Source organism: Streptomyces sp. NPDC014733 (genome assembly GCF_043083385.1).
GTDB lineage: Bacteria > Actinomycetota > Actinomycetes > Streptomycetales > Streptomycetaceae > Streptomyces.
Map to the genome: position 1 here is coordinate 56,778 of NZ_JBIBYO010000012.1, position 16,320 is coordinate 73,097.

At 75.4% G+C, this 16,320-nt stretch carries 16 protein-coding genes and 2 pseudogenes; 9 read left to right on the forward strand and 9 right to left on the reverse strand.

Features of this window, described 5'->3' with window-relative positions:
- Positions 1–4 precede the first annotated feature (4 nt).
- From ACF1BH_RS24010 to ACF1BH_RS24035, 6 genes and pseudogenes are all read right to left on the reverse strand, one after another.
- A complete protein-coding gene (locus ACF1BH_RS24010) occupies positions 5–766 on the reverse strand; it encodes an SDR family NAD(P)-dependent oxidoreductase (RefSeq protein ID WP_391645706.1) in 762 nt (253 codons plus the stop codon).
- 93 nt (positions 767–859) lie between these two features.
- Positions 860–1,126, reverse strand: a pseudogene (locus tag ACF1BH_RS24015) (acyl carrier protein); the annotation flags it as partial.
- A complete protein-coding gene (locus ACF1BH_RS24020) occupies positions 1,123–2,367 on the reverse strand; it encodes a ketosynthase chain-length factor (RefSeq protein WP_391645416.1) in 1,245 nt (414 codons plus the stop codon). The gene ACF1BH_RS24020 and the pseudogene ACF1BH_RS24015, both read right to left, overlap by 4 nt.
- Positions 2,364–3,701: a beta-ketoacyl-[acyl-carrier-protein] synthase family protein gene (locus tag ACF1BH_RS24025; RefSeq protein WP_391645418.1), complete on the reverse strand. Its 1,338-nt coding sequence runs from the start codon at positions 3,699–3,701 to the stop codon at positions 2,364–2,366. The genes ACF1BH_RS24020 and ACF1BH_RS24025 overlap by 4 nt, the downstream gene beginning before the upstream one ends.
- 68 nt (positions 3,702–3,769) lie before the next feature.
- Positions 3,770–4,207 carry a nuclear transport factor 2 family protein gene (locus ACF1BH_RS24030; protein ID WP_391645420.1) on the reverse strand — a complete coding sequence of 146 codons (438 nt, stop codon included), beginning with the start codon at positions 4,205–4,207 and terminating at the stop codon, positions 3,770–3,772.
- 17 nt (positions 4,208–4,224) lie between these two features.
- Positions 4,225–4,686, reverse strand: coding sequence for a nuclear transport factor 2 family protein (locus ACF1BH_RS24035; protein ID WP_391645422.1), 462 nt, complete (start codon positions 4,684–4,686; stop codon positions 4,225–4,227).
- Between the two features lie 233 nt (positions 4,687–4,919).
- Here ACF1BH_RS24035 and ACF1BH_RS24040 point away from each other — a divergent pair, with 233 nt between their 5' ends.
- Complete coding sequence (locus ACF1BH_RS24040; protein WP_391645424.1) at positions 4,920–6,503, forward strand: class I adenylate-forming enzyme family protein; 1,584 nt, start codon at positions 4,920–4,922, stop codon at positions 6,501–6,503.
- Between the two features lie 157 nt (positions 6,504–6,660).
- Positions 6,661–7,653 (forward strand): beta-ketoacyl-ACP synthase 3, encoded by a 993-nt coding sequence (locus ACF1BH_RS24045; protein WP_391645426.1) that lies wholly within the window; start codon positions 6,661–6,663, stop codon positions 7,651–7,653.
- Positions 7,654–7,883: 230 nt separating this feature from the next.
- Here the strand turns inward: ACF1BH_RS24045 and ACF1BH_RS24050 are convergent, their stop codons facing one another.
- Positions 7,884–8,558: a CDP-alcohol phosphatidyltransferase family protein gene (locus ACF1BH_RS24050; protein WP_391645428.1), complete on the reverse strand. Its 675-nt coding sequence runs from the start codon at positions 8,556–8,558 to the stop codon at positions 7,884–7,886.
- A 178-nt stretch (positions 8,559–8,736) separates the two neighbouring features.
- Between ACF1BH_RS24050 and ACF1BH_RS24055 the strand changes: the two genes are divergently transcribed.
- From ACF1BH_RS24055 to ACF1BH_RS24075, 5 genes and pseudogenes are all read left to right on the forward strand, one after another.
- On the forward strand, positions 8,737–9,726 hold the full coding sequence (locus ACF1BH_RS24055; protein ID WP_391645430.1) for a zinc-binding alcohol dehydrogenase: 990 nt from the start codon (positions 8,737–8,739) through the stop codon (positions 9,724–9,726).
- A 72-nt stretch (positions 9,727–9,798) separates the two neighbouring features.
- The gene (locus tag ACF1BH_RS24060) at positions 9,799–10,197 is read left to right on the forward strand and encodes a 6-pyruvoyl tetrahydropterin synthase family protein (protein WP_391645432.1); all 399 of its coding nucleotides are present in this window, start codon (positions 9,799–9,801) and stop codon (positions 10,195–10,197) included.
- Positions 10,194–11,303: a glycosyltransferase family 4 protein gene (locus tag ACF1BH_RS24065; protein WP_391645434.1), complete on the forward strand. Its 1,110-nt coding sequence runs from the start codon at positions 10,194–10,196 to the stop codon at positions 11,301–11,303. The genes ACF1BH_RS24060 and ACF1BH_RS24065 overlap by 4 nt, the downstream gene beginning before the upstream one ends.
- The gene (locus tag ACF1BH_RS24070) at positions 11,300–12,157 is read left to right on the forward strand and encodes a methyltransferase domain-containing protein (protein ID WP_391645436.1); all 858 of its coding nucleotides are present in this window, start codon (positions 11,300–11,302) and stop codon (positions 12,155–12,157) included. Before ACF1BH_RS24065 ends, ACF1BH_RS24070 begins: the two co-directional genes overlap by 4 nt.
- Positions 12,157–12,990: pseudogene (locus tag ACF1BH_RS24075) on the forward strand (lysylphosphatidylglycerol synthase transmembrane domain-containing protein); the annotation flags it as partial. The gene ACF1BH_RS24070 and the pseudogene ACF1BH_RS24075, both read left to right, overlap by 1 nt.
- Here the strand turns inward: ACF1BH_RS24075 and ACF1BH_RS24080 are convergent.
- Together ACF1BH_RS24080 and ACF1BH_RS24085 are read right to left on the reverse strand one after the other, a co-directional pair.
- Positions 12,979–13,926: a RibD family protein gene (locus tag ACF1BH_RS24080; RefSeq protein WP_391645438.1), complete on the reverse strand. Its 948-nt coding sequence runs from the start codon at positions 13,924–13,926 to the stop codon at positions 12,979–12,981. The pseudogene ACF1BH_RS24075 and the gene ACF1BH_RS24080 overlap by 12 nt on opposite strands.
- Before the next feature lie 99 nt (positions 13,927–14,025).
- Positions 14,026–14,793, reverse strand: coding sequence for a creatininase family protein (locus ACF1BH_RS24085; protein ID WP_391645440.1), 768 nt, complete (start codon positions 14,791–14,793; stop codon positions 14,026–14,028).
- Between the two features lie 216 nt (positions 14,794–15,009).
- Here ACF1BH_RS24085 and ribA point away from each other — a divergent pair, with 216 nt between their 5' ends.
- Both ribA and ACF1BH_RS24095 read left to right on the forward strand, forming a co-directional pair.
- A complete protein-coding gene (gene ribA, locus ACF1BH_RS24090) occupies positions 15,010–15,666 on the forward strand; it encodes a GTP cyclohydrolase II (protein ID WP_391645442.1) in 657 nt (218 codons plus the stop codon).
- Between the two features lie 135 nt (positions 15,667–15,801).
- The gene (locus ACF1BH_RS24095) at positions 15,802–16,242 is read left to right on the forward strand and encodes an SPW repeat protein (protein WP_391645444.1); all 441 of its coding nucleotides are present in this window, start codon (positions 15,802–15,804) and stop codon (positions 16,240–16,242) included.
- The last annotated feature ends 78 nt before the right edge of the window (positions 16,243–16,320 follow it).

The following is a 16,320-nucleotide window of genomic DNA, read 5'->3' on the forward strand; positions in this document are numbered from 1 at the left end:
CGGTTCAGTAGTTACCGAGGCCGCCGCAGACGTTGAGCGCCTGCGCGGTGATGGCGGCGGCGAGATCGCCGACGAGGTGACCGACGAGCGCGGCGACCTCCTGCGGGGTGGTGTAACGGCCGAGCGGGATCTTCGCCTCGAACCGGTCCAGAACCGCCTGCTCGTCGATGCCCCAGATCCGCGCGTAGTTGCCCCGCACCTGCTGGGCCATCGGCGTCTCCACATACCCCGGGCACACCGCGTTGACGGTGATCCCGGACCCGGCCAGCTCCAGACCGAGCGCCTTGGTCAGACCCACCACGCCGTGCTTCGACGCCGAGTACGGCGCCCCCAGCACCACGCCCTGCTTCCCTCCGGTGGACGCGATGTTGACGATCCGGCCGTGGCCCCGCTCGCGCATCCCGCCGGCGGTCAGCACCTCACGCGTCATCAGGAAGACGCCGTGGAGGTTGGTGTCGATGACGTCGTACCAGGTCTCGTCGGACAGCTCCGCGGTCACCCCGCCACCGCTCCGGCCCGCGTTGTTGACCAGCACCTCCACCGGCCCGTACCGCGCCACCGCCGCCGCGACGAACGCGGTGACCTGCGCGCGGGAGCGGACGTCGCACACCGCGCCGTCCACCTCCAGACCCCGCCCGCGCAGCGTCTTGAGGGTCAGCGCGAGGCGCTCCCCGTCGCGGGCGCACAGGAACACCGGGCGCCCGGTGCCCGCCAGCAGTTCGACGACGGCCAGACCGATGCCGCTGGTACCGCCGGTGACCAGCACGGTCCCGGGACCGCCCGCCGGGCCCCGAGGCGCAGTCTCCGCCGCCTCCGACGGCTCGGCGCCCGCGGTGGTGTTGGCCAGCTCCAGCAGCAGCCGCGGGGTGGTGGCCCGGCCGACCTCCTCCTCGGAGAGGGAGACGTCGAGCTGCCGCTCCAGCCGCGCCGCCGTCTCCAGCAGCGCGAGCGAGTCGTAGCCCAGCTCGGCGAAGGGCGTGTCCAGGATGTCGCCGTCGAGGTTGACGCTCTCGTCCTCGCCGGCGCAGTCGCGCAGGATCCGGGTGAGGTCCGTCAGGGTCAGTGCGGTGGGATGCATCTCGGTCTCCTCCAGGGTGGGTGGCGTGCGGTCGGCGGGCCGGTTCATCCGGCGGCCCGCAGGACGGCCGCGGCGTTGAAGCCGCCGTGGCCGCGCGCGACGATCAGTGCGGAGCGCACCGGCATCCGCCGCGCGGTGTCCCGGACGAGCCCGGCGGGCGCGTCCGCGGCGGGCGCGGTGACGTGCGGGGTCGGCGGCACCACCGCGTCCCGCATCGCCAGCAGCGCGCTCGCCACATCCAGTGCGGCGCCGCCGGAGGCGAGCCGCCCGGTCATGGTCTTCGGCGCGGTCACGGGCACCGGACGGTCACCGAACACCGCCGCCAGCGCCTCGGCCTCCGCAGTGTCCTGCGCACGCACCCCCGCCGCGTCCGCGAAGACCACATCGACGGCGTCGGGCGCCGTCCCGGCGTCGTCCAGCGCGCCCTGTATCGCCCGGCGCAGACCCGGCGGCCGCCCGGTGTCCGGCGCCGGGTCGAAGGTGGCGCAGTACCCCGCGAACGTCCCCAGCACGCGCGCCCCCCGCGCCCGCGCGGCCTCGGCACGCTCCATCACCAGCAATGCGCCGCCCTCGCCCGGCACATGGCCGCACGCCGCGGCGTCGAACGGCAGATAGGCGCGCGCGGGGTCGTCACAGGTGCTCAGCCGCCCCGACGTCAGCTGGGAGACCAGCCCCCAGGGCGACAGCGGGGCCTCCATCCCGCCGGTCAGCATCGCCGGGACACCCGCCCGCAGCTGCCGCCGGGCGTGCGCCAGCGCGTCCAGCCCCCCGGCCTGGCCGGTGACGAGCACCCCGCTGGGCCCCCGCAGCCCGTGCCGGATGGAGATCTGGCCGGAGTTGACGGCGTAGAACCACGCGAAGGACTGGTACGCCGTGACATGGCGCGGCCCCTTGCTCCACAGGCTCTGCAGCTCCTTCTGCGCGAACTCGAAGCCGCCGGAGGCGCTCGCGGTCACCACGCCCATGCCGTACTCGTCCAGCGTCGCCGGGTCGAGACCGGCGTCGGCCAGCGCCCAGTCGGAGGCGGCCAGCGCCAGCTGCGTCATCCGGTCGGTCTGCGGCAGCAGCCGGCCCGAGAGATGGTCGGCGGGGTCGAACCCGGGGACCTCACCGGCCAGTCGGCAGGGATAGCCGCTCGCGTCGTGGCGCCGGATCGGCCCGATGCCGCTCGCGCCCTTGACCGTCGCGTTCCAGTGCTCCTCGGTGCCCAGCCCGGTGGCTGCCGCCACGCCCAGGCCGGTGATCACCGCGTCGTCGGGGGCCGGCGCCCCGGTTCTCCGTCCGCTCACGCGGCCGCTCCTTCCGCCGGGCGGCTGAGCACCATCGCGCTCTGGAAGCCGCCGAAGCCGCTGCCGACCGTCAGCGCCGTGTCCACCGTCTGCTCGCGCGCGGTCAGCGGTACGTAGTCGAGGTCGCACTCGGGGTCGGGGGTGTGCAGGTTCGCGGTGGGCGGGATCACCCCGTGCTCGATCGTCAGCGCGCAGGCGGCGATCTCCAGGGAGCCGATCGCGCCCAGGGAGTGCCCGATCATCGACTTGATGGAGCTGACCGGCACCCGGTACGCGTGCGCGCCCAGGCTCCGCTTGAAGGCGGCGGTCTCGTGCCGGTCGTTCTGCCGGGTGCCGGAGCCGTGTGCGTTGACGTAGTCGACGGCCTCCGCCGGGGTCCGGGCCTGCGCCAGCGCCGCGTCGATCGCCGCGGCCATCTCCCGCCCGTCCGGCCGCAGTCCGGTCATGTGGAAGGCGTTGCAGCGCGAGGCGTACCCGGCGATCTCGGCGTAGATGTGCGCACCGCGCCGCCGGGCGTGCCCGTACTCCTCCAGGACGAAGACCGCGGCGCCCTCGCCGAGGACGAAGCCGTTGCGGCTGCCGTCGAACGGCCGGGAGGCGTGCGCGGCGTCGTCGTTGCGCGGCGAGGTCGCCTTGATCGCGTCGAAGCAGGCCACCGCGATGGGGGAGATGGGCGCGTCGGTCGCCCCGGCCACCATCACCTCGGCCGAGCCCTCCGCGATCAGCGCGCAGGCGTGGCCGACGGCGTCGATGCCCGAGGTGCAGCCGGTGGAGACCACCGCGGCCGGGCCCTCGGCGCCCGCCGCCGTCGCGACCTCCGCCGCCATGCTGCTGGGCACGTAGTGGCCGTAGAGGTGCGGCACCCCGTAGGCGCTGTCGACCAGCCACCGGCGGCCGCTGTCGCTGAGGACGACGTACTCCTCCTCCAGTTCGGTGGTGGCGCCGACCGCGGTGCCGATCGTGACGCCGGTCCGCTCCGGGTGCGGCACCCCGTCCGCCAGCCCGCTGTCGGCCAGCGCCCGGCGGGCGCAGACCACCGCGAACTGCGTGGCCCGGCCCATCCGCCGGATCTCCCGCGGCGTCAGGCCGTGCGCCGCAGGGTCGAAGGCGCACTCGGCGGCGATCCGGGAGCGGTAGGGCGACGGGTCGAAGAACGAGATCGGGCCGGTGGCGGTCCGCCCGGAGGTGAGCAGTTCCCAGAAGGCCGGGACGCCGTCACCGCCCGGCGCGACCACGCCGATGCCGGTGAGCACCACCCGGCGCCCGGGCCCGGAGACCGCGCGGGGCGGTGCGGCCGCGCCGGGAGCCGGCGCGGCAGGATGTGCAGAGGTCATGGACAGTGCCTTTCGTGAGGGCGGCCGGGCCGGTCCGCCGGGATCGCCGGCCGGCGCGGCCGCCGGGTTCAGACGGTGGCGGGGCGCGGGGCGCCGTCGGGCAGCACCCGCCGCTCCGCGATCTGCAGCCCGCCCGGGTACTCCTCGAAGACGTCCTCGCACTCGGTGCTCGCGGTCAGCTGCGGCACCCCGTAGGGGCCGGTGGTGACGATGAGCGTGGCCGAGCGTGCCCGCAGCGCCCCGTCCGGACCGGCGAGGACGGCGGTCATGGTGACGTGGTGGCGCTGGACGGCGCCGTCGGCGGCGCGCGCCCGGGCCAGCGCCCGGCTGTGCGCGGCGATGGCCTCGGCGCCGCACAGCGACTGCGCCCGCCCGGACAGTACGAAGCGGGCGCCGGGAGTGAAGGTGCGCCCGTAGGCGTCGAAGTCGCCGTGGTTGAGGGCGTGCACCTGGCGTGCGTAGAACAGCTGCAGCCGGGTGGCCGCGAGGTGCGCGGAACCGGACACGGTGGCCGCCTCCCCGGTCAGGAGGTGGCCGGCGCCGCCGGCAGGTCGTCGCGGCTCACCCAGCGCCCCGCCACCCGCCAGCCGCCGTCCGCCCGTACGAGCCGGTCCTCCAGCACCGTGGAGACGTGCAGCTTCGCCCCGGCCTCCCGGACCGACTCGACGACCAGGACGTACGACCGCGTCGCGACGGAGTCGGCGTCCTGCGGGCGGACGTCGAGCATGGTGACGATGTGCCGGTGCACGGCGCCGCGGTCGGCCCGCGCCGCGTGGCCGGCCCGGGTCGCCGCGTCGATGGCGTCGCGGCCCTCCAGCGGCTCGGGCAGACCGTTCGAGACGAACACCGCGTCCTCGGTGAATCCGGCCGCCCAGCCGTCGAGGTCGCCGCTGTCGCCCGCGTACATGTGGCGGGCGTAGAACTGGTGGATCTCCTGGTAGAGGTCCGCGGACACCGCCGCGGGGGTGGTGACGGTCTCGGGCACGCCGACTCCTTCGTCCGGTTGTGTCCCTGGCCGGATCCGGCCGGGTGCCGAAGCTTTCGGTCCCGGTCTCAAGGCCCGCTCAAAGTCCGCACAAGACGCCCGCGGCCCCCACCGGACCGCGGCGGGCGGGCTTGAGCGGTTCCTGACCGGCCTTTGACCCCGGTGCCTCAGCGTCCACGGCGAGGCCGCCCGCGAACCGCGGCGGCGGCCGTTCAGCGAACGGGAGAACCGCGATGTACGACGAGCCCACCCCGCCCGTCCACGACCCCGGCCCGGCCACCGCCGCGCCCGTCGACGCGCTGCTGACCGACGCCGCACGGCGCAGCCCCGACCGCACCGCCGTCATCGGCCCGGCCGGCCGGTGGAGCTACGCCGCACTCGACGCCTGGGCCGACGCCTACGCCGCGGCCCTCGCCCCGCTGCTGCCCGCCGGTGAGGACGGCGCCCGGGGCCGGGTGCTGGTGTCCTCCGCCCCGCACCCCGCGTTCATGGCCGCCTACTACGGGGCGATCCGCGCCGGTGCGGTCGTCGTGCCGCTCAACCCGATGCTGCCGCCCGCCGCCGTGGCGCGCGTCGCCGCCGAGTCGGGCGCCACCCTCGCCCTGCTCGCCCCGCAGGTGTATCCCGTCCTGACCGGGCTGCGCGACCGGCTGCCGCGGCCCGTCCGCACGTTCGCGTTGTGGGCCGGGGACGACCCGGCAGCCGAGGTGCTCACCGACGGTGCGCCCCGCGGCGCCCGCCCCGCGCGCGCCCCGCACGACCCGGAGGCCGTCGCCGCGGTGATGTTCACCAGCGGCACCACCGGCCCGTCCAAAGGCGTCGCCGTCTCCCACCGCGCGATCCGCACCAACGCCGCGCAGTTCGGCGACGCCCACCGCATCGGCGCCGACTCGGCCGTCCTGTGCCACATCCCGATCGTCTCGCCGATGCACATGAACGCCGCGGTCCGGGCCGGCGCCTGCCAGCTGCTCTGCCCCGACCCCGCGATCGAGGAGTCCCTGCGGCTGGCCGACGCGCACGGCGCCACGCACTACTACAGCCTGCCGGTACGGCTGACCCGGCTGGCCACCGCGCCGGAGTTCGACGGGGTGACGCTCAAGACCGTCACCATGGTCGCGGCCGGCAACCAGACCCTCGCCCCGCGCGTCATCGCCGCCCTCGCGGACCGCCTCGGCGTCCCCGTCTTCCAGGGGTACGGCCTGACGGAGTCCACCCACCTCGCGCACACCGACGGGCCCGTCGGCCCGCGCCCCGGCTCGGTCGGCCCGCCCGTCGCCGGCAGCAGCTCGCGCATCGTCGACCTCACCACCGGCCGCCCGCTGCCCGCCGGGGCGACCGGCGAACTCCAGATCCGCGGACCGCAGCTGATGTCCGGCTACACCAACCGCCCCGACCTGCGCCCCTTCGACGCGGACGGCTGGTTCGCCACCGGCGACGTCGGCCGCCTCGACGCGGACGGCTACCTCTACGTCCTCGACCGCACCGCCGACGTCTTCCACCGCGACGGCGAGCTGATCGCCCCGTCGCTGCTCGAACGGGCCCTGGAGGCGCACCCGGACGTCCGCGAGGCCGCCGTCGTCGAACGGCCGGACGGCGACCGCGGCCATGCGCCCGTCGCCTTCCTGGCCACCGCGCACGACCTCTCCGACGACCGGCTCGCCGCGCTCGTCGCCGACGTCAACGCCGCCCTGCGGCCGCACGAACGGCTGGCCGGCGCGGTCGCGGTGGCCGCGGTCCCGCGGTCGCGGACCAACGGCAAGGTGGACCGCAAGGCGCTGCGCGCCGAGCTGCCCGCCGCACGGGTCGTCGCCGTATGAGGCCAATATTTCTGCGGCCGCACCGATTTCCATTCCTTACCCGGCGGTAAGTCTTCCGGCCGGAAAGTGAACTCCTTGTTCAACCGCCGCCGATGAGGTTAGCTACACATCGGAGAAATTACGGGCGGTCATCCTTGCTGCGCTCAGGAGTCAATTCATGTCCGTGGAATGGGAAAGTCGTCATGCTGCGGTAACGGGAGTGGCGGGCTACCGTCCCGTGAATTCCCTCTCCAATTCCGAACTCATCAGCTCCCGCGACCTCGACTCGTCGGACGACTGGGTTCGCCGCCGCACCGGCATCATCAGCCGGCGCCTCGCCGGGAGCGCCGAGACCCTGGAGGTGATGGGGGCCCACGCCGCGCTGGAGGCCGCCCGGCGGGCCGGTGTCGACACCGGCGACGTCGACTGTGTGCTGGTCGCCTCGATGAGCCACCGCGACCCGGAGCACTCCGTCGCCCGCGCCGTCGCCGACCGCCTGCCGGGCCGGCCGCGCGCCGCGTTCGACGTCAACGCCGCCTGCGCCGGTTTCTGCGCCGCCCTGGAGATGGCGCGGTGTCTGATCGCCGGCGGCACCTTCGACCGGGTGCTGGTCGTCGGCGCGGAGCGGATGAGCGACATCGTCGACCCCGGCGACCGCTCCACCAGCCCGATCTTCGCCGACGGCGCCGGCGCCGCGCTGGTCACCGTCGCCGCCGAGCCCGGCATCGCCGCCCCGGCGTGGGGGAGCGACGGCTCCGGGGCCGACCTGCTGACCTGCCGCGCCGACCCGGCCGACGAGAAGGACGGCTGGGAGCCGGGCTTCCTGCGGATGCAGGGACCGGAGCTGTACCGCTGGGTGATGGGGCACGTGCCGGAGGTAGCGGGGGCCGCCGTGCGCCGGGCCGGGATCACCGTCGCGGACCTCGGCGCCTTCATCCCGCACCAGGCCAACGACCGTATGGTCCGGGGCCTCGCCACGGCGCTGCGGCTGCCGGACACCGTCGCCGTCTCGCACGACGTCGCCCACACCGGCAACACCTCCGCCGCCTCGATCCCGCTCGCCATGACGGCGCTCCTCGACGAGAGCCCGCACCTCTCCGGCGAACTCGCCCTGCTCATCGGCTTCGGCGCCGGTCTCAGCTATGCCGCCCAGGTCGTCCGGCTGCCCTGAGCCCGGAACGGGCGGATGCGCGGCGGCACGGATCCGGCGCATACGGGAAAACGCGCACGCACCGGATCCACGAAATGCGCGCCGCCGTGATGCACGGGAGCGGTACGCCGGGAAATGAGGAAGCGGAAAAGGCGCCGCCGGTACGGGGGCGGTGAACACACCGCCCCCGTAAGTGAATCGGCCCCGGAAACGCCCAGGCCCCCCGGGAACGCCCCGGCCCTCCCGCGGGCTCAGCCCGCCGTGGCCGGGCGCCGCCGGGTGCGCCACAGCCACCGCACGTCCCGGCCGAACGACCAGACCAGCGCCGCCAGCGCCAGCCCGACCGCCGCCGCCGACACCGGCCGCGGCACCAGGTCCGCACCGGCCGCGACCAGCACGATGCCCTGCAACGCCGCCACCGTCTTACGCGCCGTACTCGGCGGCAGCGGCGCCCGCAGCCACGGCGCGAACCGTGCCGCGGCCACGAACACGTACCGCATCGCGCCGATCACCAGCACCCACGGGCCCAGCGACATCGACACGAAGACGCACAGCACCAGGATCAGGAAGGCGTCGACCTCCATGTCGAACCGTGCGCCCAGCGCCGTCGCGGTGCCGGTGCGGCGCGCGACCTTGCCGTCCACGGCGTCCAGCACCAGCGCCACCGACGCCAGCGCGACCAGCACCGCGACCGGCGCGTGCCGCCCGAACGAGTCGGCGACCAGCGCCGTCACGCCGCCCACCAGCGTCGCGCGGGCCAGCGTCACCCGGTTCGCGGCGCCGAACCCGCGCGCCCAGGAGCGGCGCAGCGCCAGGGTGAGGACGGCCCAGGTGCCCACCGCGAACGCCGCGCCCGCCAGCCAACCGGCGGGCCCCAGCCCCACCGCGGCGCACAGCGCCACGAGCAGAAGTATCTGCACCCCCATTCCCGCCGTCGTTTCCTGTTCCAACGGCCGTGCTTTCTCGCGTTCCTGCGGCCTGTCCTGTACGGCCACCGTGCCTCCCGGGACTGTGTGGCACAGTCGATAAGGGCCGCGTATCGTGTCCGCGGCCTCGTGATCTCCAGCATCATGAACCATCACGCGAATGTTCAGGAGGATGCCGATGAGACGCACCGCCCGTGCGTTCTGGCTGCGTTCTCCGGGGCGCGGTGAAATCCGGACGGTCGGTCTGCCGTTACCCGGCCCCGATGACGTCCTGATACGCACCCTGGCCTCCGGAGTGAGCCGCGGAACGGAGACGCTGGTGTTCCGTGGCGAGGTCCCGGAAAGCCAACGCACCGCAATGCGCGCCCCGTTCCAGGAAGGTGAATTCCCCGGCCCCGTCAAGTACGGCTATCTGAACGTCGGCAGGGTCGAAGAGGGGCCCGACTCCTTGGTGGGCCGCGCGGTTTTCAGTCTCGCCCCGCATCAGACCCGCCTGGTGCTCCCGGCCGCCGCGGTCACCCCGCTGCCCGAGGGCCTGCCACCCGCCCGCGCCGTCCTCGCCGGCACCGTCGAGACCGCCGTCAACGCCCTCTGGGACGCCGCCCCGTTGATCGGCGACCGCATCGCGGTGATCGGCGGCGGCATGGTCGGCTGCAGCGTCGCGGCCCTCCTCGCCCGCTTCCCCGGCGTCCGCGTCCAGCTCGTCGACACCGACCCGGCCCGCGCGGCCACCGCCGCCGCGCTCGGCGCCGGTTTCGCCTCCCCCGAGGACGCCGCGGACGGCTGCGACCTCGTCGTCCACGCCAGCGCCACCTCCGCCGGACTCGCCCGCGGCCTCGAACTCCTCGCCCCCGAGGGCACCCTGCTCGAACTGAGCTGGTACGGCGACCGCCAGGTCACCCTGCCGCTGGGGGAGCAGTTCCACTCCCGGCGGCTGACCGTCCGCTCCAGCCAGGTCGGCGCCGTCTCCCCGGCCCGCCGCGACCGCCGCACCTTCGCCGACCGGCTCGCGCTCGCCCTCGACCTCCTCACCGACCCGGCGTTCGACGCGCTGATCACCGGCGAGAGCCCCTTCGACGACCTGCCGCAGCTGATGCCGCGGCTCGCCGACGGCACCCTCCCGGCCCTCTGCCACCGCCTCGTCTACCCGGACGCGGACCCCGTCTGAGACGCCACCGCGCCCCGGCCACCACCCCGCCGCCCGCCCCGCGCGGCGGCCGACCTCCCGGAAGGGGAACCGTTGTTCAGCATCACCGTCCGCGACCACCTGATGATCGCCCACAGCTTCCGCGGCGAGGTCTTCGGCCCGGCCCAGCGGCTGCACGGCGCGACCTTCCTCGTGGACGCGACCTTCCGCCGCCCGGAGCTGGACGAGGACAACATCGTCGTCGACATCGGCCTCGCCACCCGGGAACTCGGCGCCGTCGTCGGTGAGCTGAACTACCGCAACCTCGACGACGAACCGGACCTCGCGGGCATCAACACCTCGACGGAGGCGCTCGCCCGGATCATCGCCGACCGGCTCGCCGACCGCGTCCACGCAGGTCACCTCGGCCCCGGCGGCCACGGCCTGACCGGCCTCACCGTCACCCTGCACGAATCGCACATCGCCTGGGCGAGCTACGAGCGCGCCCTGTGACGGCGGAGCACGCCCCGCGCGCCGTCCACCTCGTCCTGCCCGCCGGCGTCGACGACCCGGCCGCACCCAGCGGCGGCAACCGCTACGACCTGCGCATCGCCCGGGAGCTGCCGGGCGCCGGATGGCACGTCACCGACCACCGTGCCGCCGGCTCCTGGCCCCGCCCCACGGCCGCCGACCGCGCGGAACTGGCCCGCCTCCTGGCGGCGTTGCCCGACGGCGCCACCGTCCTCCTGGACGGCCTGGTGGCCTGCGCCGCGCCCGAGGTGCTCGCCGACCGGGCGTACCGGCTGCGCCTCGCCGTGCTGGTGCACCTCCCGCTCGCCGACGAGACGGGCCTGGACCCCGCGCTCGCCGCGGAGCTGGACGCCGCCGAACGCCGGGCCCTGCACACCGCCCACGCCACCGTCGCCACCAGCACCTGGACCGCCCGCCGCCTGGTGACCCACCACGGCCTGCCGCCCGACCGCGTCCACATCGCCGCCCCCGGCACCGACCCGGCGCCCCTCACCACCGGCACGGACGGCGGTCACCGGCTGCTGTGCGCCGCCGCCGTCATCCCGCGCAAGGGCCAGCTCCGCCTCGCCGAAGCCCTCGCCGCCCTCGCCGACCTGCCCTGGGAGTGCGTCTGCGCGGGCGCCCTGGACCGCGACCCGGCCTACACCGCCCGCGTCCGCGCCCTCGTCGCCCGGCACGGACTCGGCGACCGCTTCCACCTCACCGGCGCCCTCACCCCCGAAGCCCTCGGCGCCCGCTACGCCGCCGCCGACCTCGTCGTCCTCCCGTCGTACGCCGAGCCGTACGGCATGGTCCTCACCGAGGCGCTGGCCCGCGGCATCCCCGTCGTCGCCACCGCAGTGGACGGCGTCCCGGAGGCCGTCGGCCGGGCGCCCGGTGGGGCGGTGCCCGGTGTGCTGGTGCCCGAAGGGCCGCCGCACGCGCTGCGGGGCGCGCTGGACGCCTGGCTGCGCGACCCGGGCGTGCGGCGCCCGTTGCGCGCCGCGGCGCATGCGCGGCGTGCCATGCTGACCGGGTGGGAGACGACCTCCCGCGCCCTGGCCGGTGTACTGGAAACCCTCTCGCGGGAGCCCCGGAGGACGATGTGAGCGTGACCGACACCCCCCGATACGCGCCCGGTTGGCTGACGCTGCGCGAACCGGCCGACGCCGCGGCCCGCGCCACCGCGCCGCTCGGCCCGCTGCGTGACCTCCTCGCCCGGAGACGCCGGAAGCTGCCGCCGAAGACGCCGCTGACCGTCCGTGACCTCGGGTGCGGCACCGGCTCGATGGCCCGCTGGCTGGCGCCCCGGCTGCCCGGCCCCCAGCACTGGATCCTCCAGGACCACGATCCGCGGCTTCTCGCCCTCGCCACCGGATCGCTGCCGCCGGCGGCAGCCGACGGCGCGCCCGTCACGGCGGCCACCGCGTGCGCCGACCTCACCCGGCTCACCGCGGCCGACCTCGCCGGAACGGATCTGCTCACCGCCTCGGCGCTGCTCGACATGCTCACCCCCGGCGAGATCGACGCCCTCGCCGCGGCCTGCGTCGCCGCCGGCTGCCCCGCGCTGCTCACCCTCAGCGTCACCGGCCGCCCGGCGTTCACCTCGTACGACCCGCTCGACGCCGATCTCACCGCCGCCTTCAACGACCATCAGCGCCGCACCACCGCCGGCCGCCGGCTGCTGGGCCCCGATGCCGCCGCCACCGCCCGTGCGGCCTTCGCGCGCCGCGGCGCCTCGGTCACCACGTACGCCGCCGACTGGCAGCTGGGCGCCGGGCAGCGTGAGCTGACCGCCGCCTGGCTGCGCGGCTGGGTCGGCGCCGCCGTGGAGCAGCGGCCGGAGCTGGCCGGGGCCGCGGCCGGGTATCTGCGCGGCCGGGAGGCCGAACTCGCCGCCGGGACGCTGGGCGTGACGCTCGGCCACGACGATCTCCTCGTGCTGCCCGCCGGGGCGTCCTGATGCCGCGCGCCCTCGCCGCCTGGCTGCGCACCCTGGCCGGTGCGGCGATCCTGGCGGTGCTGCTGTGGCGGCTGGGCACCGGCCCGTTCCTCGACGGGCTGCGCCGCATCGACGCCCCGGCGCTGCTCGGCGCCCTCGCCATCGGCCTGTTCACCACCGCCTTCAGCGCCTGGCGCTGGTGCCTGGTCGCCCGCGGTCTGGGGCTGCGGCTGCCGCTGCGCCGGGCGCTCGCCGACTACTACCGCGCGCTCTTCCTCAACGCCGCGCTGCCCGGCGGCGTCCTGGGCGATGTGCACCGCGCGGTGGGCCACGGGCGCAGCGCCGGTGACCTCGCCCGCGGCGTCCGCGCGGTCGTCCTGGAGCGGGCCGCGGGGCAGGTGGTGCTCTGTGCCGTCGGTGTGCTGGTGCTGCTCGCCCAGCCGTCGCTGGCGCTCGCCGAGACCCAGCGGCTGGTCCGCACCTCCGGTGCCGACGCGGCCGCCCTCGTCCTCTGTCTGCTGCTGCTCGCCGCCGTCGCCTGGCTGTGCTGGGGCCCGGCCACCTCCCGGCGGCGCCGCGCGGTGCTGGCCGCCTGCGCCGAGGCGCGCGACGGCCTGCTGGCGAACGGCGGCTGGCACGGTGTGATCCTCTCGTCCGTCGCGGTGCTCGCCGGATACCTCGGCATGTTCCTGCTCGCCGCCCGCGTGGCCGGCTCCACCGCCCCGCTCGGCGTCCTCGTCCCGCTGATGGTCCTGGCGCTGCTGGCGATGGCGCTGCCGCTGAACGTCGGCGGCTGGGGCCCGCGCGAGGGCGTCGCCGCCTGGTCGTTCGGCGCCGCCGGGCTAGGCGCCGCCCAGGGCCTGGCCGTGGCCGTGGTCTACGGCGTGCTCACCCTCGTCGCCAGCCTGCCCGGCATCGGCGTGCTGATCGTCCGCGGTGTCGCCGGGCTGCGGTCCGCACCCGCGCAGGTCGAACTCCCAGAGCGTGTCCTCGCCGAGGAGGGTGCGGCGCGCCGGGGGCCGTAGCGCCCGCCGCATCACGCCCGTACCGGGAAACCGCAGCCCCGGTACGCCGTCGCCGATGAGCACCGGTGCGACCGTCAGGTAGAGCCGGTCCAGCGCCCCGGCGCGCAGGAAGCGCGAGACGGTGTCGCCGCCGCCCTCCACCAGCACCCGGCCGAGGCCGCGGGCGGCGAGGGCGGACAGCAGCGGGCGCGGCGCGAACGCCGCCCGGTCGGCGAGGGGCAGCACCGTCACCCCGTCGCCCGGTGGCCGCCCGCGGGCCGCCGCGGTGTCCGCGCCCACCACCCACAGCGTCGGCGCCGCCCCGTCGGTGAAGACGCCCCGGCCGCGCGGCACCCGGCCCCGCGGGTCGAGCACCACCCGCACCGGGTGGGCGCCCTCGCAGGCGCGGACGGTCAGCCGGGGGTCGTCGGCGGTCGCGGTGCCCGCCCCGACGAGGACCGCGTCGGACAGCGCCCGCATCCGGTGCAGATGGAGCCGGTCCTCCGCGCCGGTGACGAAGTCGGCGTCGCCGGTGCGGGTGGCGATGAACCCGTCCGCGCTCTGCCCCAGCTGCGCGAACGCGGTGTGCGGCCCGGCCAGGCAGAGTGGCAGGTACCGCGCCGCGAGCGCCGCCGCCCCGGCCGGTGCGGGCTCCGGCCAGGCCCAGCCGCCGTCCGCGCCGCGGCGCAGCCCGGCGCCCCGTGCGTCGGCGGCGGACCGCACGGTGAGCAGCCGCCGCCATGCGGCGCCGGTGTCCGGTGCGCCGCTTCGGTTCGTTCGGGTCATGCCCGCCCCTCGTCGGGCAGCGGCGGCCGCGCCCGGTGGGGCGCGCCACCGGCTGCGGTCGGTGAACTGCTGCTGTCTACCAAGCGGGGCGGCCCGCTGTCACCGTGCGGCCCCGGGCGTACGCCCGGGGCCGGCGCTCCGCCCCTCGACGGCCGCCAGGTACTCCCCGAACGACGCGACCAGCGAGTCCAGGACCCGCGCGCCCTTCGTGGCCGTCCCCAGGGAGGGCCGGCCGATCACACCGGAGGCGGTGTACGGGCCCATGCCGAGGGTCAGCAGATGACGGCGGTCGTCGGCGAGGTGGTCGGCGTCCTCGTACCCGGGCCGGACCAGCTCCGGCCGGGCGTGCAGGAGGATCGAGGTCTCCAGCTCCCCGGCGTGCATGTCGCTGTGGCCCGACGTCTCCACCCCGGCGTGTGCCGTCGCGGCGCCCCAGTCGGCCGAACCGGGGAAGAGCGCCATCGGCAGCCCGCAGCCGGCCGATTCCTGAACGGCGTTGCGCAGTACGTAGTTTCCGCCGTGCCCGTTGACGAGGACCAGCCCGCGGGCCCCGGCGGCGGCCAGGGAGCGGGCGATGTCCCGGACGACGGCGTACAGCGTCGTCGCGGAGAGGCTGACCGTGCCCGGCCAGGCGGCGTGCTCCTGCGAGCAGGAGAAGGCCAGCGGCGGCAGCAGCCGGACGGGGTGGGCGGCGGCGAGTTCCTGCGCCACGGTGCAGGCGATGACGGTGTCGGTGGTCAGCGGCAGGTGGGGGCCGTGCTGTTCGAAGCTGCCGACGGGCAGCAGCGCCACCTGGGCGGGCCGCTCGGCCCAGTCGCCGGTGGTGTCGGCGGGCAGCGGGCCCGCCGGGGGCCGGGGTGTGTCCATGCCGTGCGGCCTCTCTCCGTCCGTTCGGCGGCGCGCTCCGCCCCGCGGGAGGCGTGTGGTGAAGGGGTGTCGGGGCGCCCGTACGCCCGCAGGTTACGCGCCGCCGGAACACGGCGGCAGGGGCGCCCGGGCATCTTCCGTACCCCGCGGTGAAGTTGTCGGCCGCTGTTCATGTGCACCCCGCGGAATTCCCCTTCCGGGAGGTACGATCCCGGCATGACCGAACACGATGTCGTGTCCCGCGATTCCGCTCAACGCTCCGGTGTGGAACGCGTGGTGGAGGTCCGGTTGCCCACTGCCTACGGGGAATTCACGGCGGTCGGCTATCGCGACCGGATATCCGGTGAGGAACAGCTGGCGCTGGTGCACGGCGAGGTCGCCGGGGGGCGGACGTTGACCCGATTGCATTCCGAGTGCCTGACCGGAGATGTCTTCGCCTCGCGGCACTGCGAATGCGGTGAGCAATTGGCGGCCGCGCTCCGGGAGATCGTCGCCGAAGGCCGTGGAATTCTGGTCTATCTCCAAGGACATGAGGGCCGCGGAATCGGACTGCTGGCGAAACTGCGGGCGATGAAACTCCAGGGGGAGGGGCTGGACACCGTCGAGGCGAACCTCGCGCTCGGGCTGCCGGTCGACGCCCGTGACTACCGGGTGGCCGCCGACATCCTGCACGACCTCGGTGTCGCCTCCGTGCGCCTGCTGTCGAACAATCCGCTGAAGCGGGAGGCGCTGGTGGCCCACGGCATCGGCGTCGCGGCGCAGGTGCCGCTGCTGATGGAGCCGTGCCCGGAGAACATCCGCTACCTCCGCGCCAAGCGGGAGCGGCTCGCCCACGATCTGCCGCATCTGGACGGTCTGCTCGGACGCTCCTGACCCGGTCCCGCCGTCCCGCCGCCGGAACGCCCGCCCGCCACCCCTACACATAAAGCCGACATAAGCGCAGAATAGGGGTGTGTGGTTCTGTGCCACGCGATACGGCCAGGCTTGCGGACGAAGGAGGCGAGTCGGATGGCCGACGTCTCACACCACAGGGGAGACCTTGCGGGTCACCCCGATGTATCGGAGATGCAGGCCCGGTACGACCGGGTGCTCGGCGGGCGCGACGTGGCCCTCGTGGACGGACCGGTGTTCCTCGTCGGCCTGTTCTGCGCGGTCTCGCCGTGGATCGTGCACTTCACGGCCTCCCAGCCGGCGCTGATGACCCACAACCTGATCATGGGCATCGCCATCGCCGCCCTGGGCCTCGGCTTCACCGCCCGTCCGGCGCGGATGTACGGGCTGAGCTGGGCGATGTGCGCGATGGGCGTCTGGATGATCATCGCGCCCTGGATCGTCGGCAGCGGCCCGGACCGCGGCGTGATCTGGACCAACGCCGTCATCGGCGGTCTGACGTGTCTGCTGGGGTTGATCTGCGTCGCGGTGTCCGGCAGGAGCCGCCACCGCACCTGATCCGTGCGCACGGCCGTGACCGTGCGGACGGCCCGACGGCCGGCACCCCTCGCGGGCGCCGGCCGGCGTCGTGGGCGG